The 2,102-nt window shown below is 54.9% G+C and carries 1 protein-coding gene and 3 tRNA genes; 1 reads left to right on the top strand and 3 read right to left on the bottom strand.

All coding sequences use genetic code 11. The features are described 5' to 3' along the window. From G505_RS0117655 to gltX, 3 genes are all read right to left on the bottom strand, one after another. Nucleotides 1-76: transfer RNA gene (locus tag G505_RS0117655), tRNA-Glu, on the bottom strand. 67 nt (nt 77-143) lie between these two features. Beyond that, nucleotides 144-219, bottom strand: a tRNA-Ala gene (locus G505_RS0117660). An 83-nt stretch (nt 220-302) separates the two neighbouring features. Beyond that, on the bottom strand, nt 303-1,706 hold the full coding sequence (gltX, locus tag G505_RS0117665) for a glutamate--tRNA ligase (RefSeq protein ID WP_028110738.1): 1,404 nt from the start codon (nt 1,704-1,706) through the stop codon (nt 303-305). 320 nt (nt 1,707-2,026) lie between these two features. Here gltX and G505_RS0117670 point away from each other — a divergent pair. Next, nucleotides 2,027-2,102: transfer RNA gene (locus G505_RS0117670), tRNA-Val, on the top strand.

Below are 2,102 nucleotides of genomic sequence, written 5' to 3' on the forward strand. Positions count from 1 at the left end.
TGGCGTCCCCTAGGGGATTCGAACCCCTGTTACCGCCGTGAAAGGGCGGTGTCCTAGGCCTCTAGACGAAGGGGACCCTGGACTGCTTCACACCTTATTCAGGTGGAAACAAAAGGCCGCATATCTGCGACCCTTTTTAAACTTGGTGGAGCTACACGGGATCGAACCGTGGACCTCTTGCATGCCATGCAAGCGCTCTCCCAGCTGAGCTATAGCCCCAAGCTTGGCTGCACATCCTGGGAAGCATTCCCTGAGTGCGAGGCGCATTGTATGGACGCCCCCAAAATGTGTCAACCGGTTTTTCAGGAATTAGCTCTGTTTGCTACAAATTCAACCGCCTTGGTGATTCTGGCCACAGACCTTGTACGACCTATCAACAGCAGGGTCTGATCCAGGCCTGGAGACTGGCCAGCGCCGGTCACGGCAACACGCAGAGGCATGCCAACTTTACCCATGCCCAGCTCCAGTTCAGACGCGGTGTCCTGAATGGCCTGATGGATGGCTTCGGCACTCCACTCTTCCAGTGCTTCCAGCTTGGCTTTTACCAGTTCCAGGGGCTGCTGAGCTACCGGGCGCAGGTGTTTCTTGGCGGCGGTGGCGTCAAACTCTTCGAAGTCCTCATAGAAGTAGCGGCTGGAAGCAGCCAGCTCTTTCAGGGTTTGGCAGCGCTCGGCCATCACTGTGATCAGCTGTTCCAGCGCCGGACCGTTCTCCAGATTGATCTGCTGATCCTGCATGTGCCACTGAAGGTGCTCGGCAACATAAGCTGGGTCCATGCTCTTCATATAGTGCTGGTTGAGCCACAACAGCTTCTCAGTATTGAAAGCAGAAGCGGACTTGTTGATGGCGTCCAGGCTGAACAGATCGATCATCTCCTGGCGGGTAAAGATCTCCTGATCACCGTGGGACCAACCCAGACGAACCAGGTAGTTGAGCAAAGCTTCAGGCAGGTAACCGTCATCACGGTACTGCATTACGCTCACGGCACCATGGCGCTTAGACAGCTTGGCACCGTCGTCACCCAGGATCATGGAAACGTGGGCGAACTCGGGAACCGGTGCACCCAGCGCCTTATAGATGTTGATCTGGCGCGGGGTGTTGTTGATGTGGTCTTCGCCTCGCACCACGTGGGAGATGCCCATGTCCCAATCATCTACTACTACACAGAAGTTGTAGGTAGGAGAGCCATCGGTACGGCGAATAATCAGATCGTCCAGCTCGTCGTTGGCAATTTCGATGCGGCCACGAACGTGGTCTTCAAATACCACGGTACCTTCGACTGGGTTGCGGAAGCGGATAACAAAAGGAGCATCCTGATCGGCGCCGTCGCGACAGGTGCCGTCGTAACGCGGCTTCTCACCGTTGGCCATCTGAGTTTCACGCAGCTCATCCAGGCGTTCGCGGGTACAGTAGCACTTGTAGGCTTTGCCCTCTTCGATCAGTTGATCGATGAGTTGGTTGTAACGGTCAAAACGCTGGGTCTGGTAGTAAGGACCCTCTTCCCAGTTCAAGCCCAGCCACTGCATGCCCTCCATGATGGCATCGATGGCCTCCTGGGTGGAGCGCTCCAGATCAGTATCCTCAATGCGCAGTACAAACTCGCCACCCATGTTACGGGCATAGAGCCATGAGTAGAGGGCAGTACGGGCACCACCAACGTGCAGGTATCCCGTGGGGCTGGGTGCAAAACGCGTTTTAACAGTCATAACCTTCTCTAGAATTTTTCATTCGGTGGTCCCACCTATAGAGGTGGGAAGAAAATCGCACTATTCTAGCAGAACTCCATCAGGGAAACCCAAAACTGTTTTGCTTATATAAGGAGGCGATGAGTTTCCATGGATGGTGGCACCGACAACGTCTAAGAGAGTGGGGTTCTGACAAGAGATTTGTCTGCAAATCCAGCGGCTTCGATCTTAAGCTGAACCTATTTCGCCCAGGGCGTTCGATAAGTCGCCACATGGCCGGTTTCAGGGAGAAACCTGTTGACACCCAAGGAGTGCCACCTATAATACGCCTCCGTTGCTGAGGGCGATTAGCTCAGTTGGGAGAGCACCTGCCTTACAAGCAGGGGGTCACTGGTTCAAGCCCGGTATCGCCCACCA

The organism is Ferrimonas futtsuensis DSM 18154 (genome assembly GCF_000422645.1).
Lineage (GTDB): Bacteria > Pseudomonadota > Gammaproteobacteria > Enterobacterales > Shewanellaceae > Ferrimonas > Ferrimonas futtsuensis.

Excerpts from the sequence above, each read along its gene's own strand:
- gltX (WP_028110738.1), bottom strand. The coding sequence starts at position 1,706 with ATGACTGTTAAAACGCGTTTTGCACCCAGCCCCACGGGATACCTGCAC.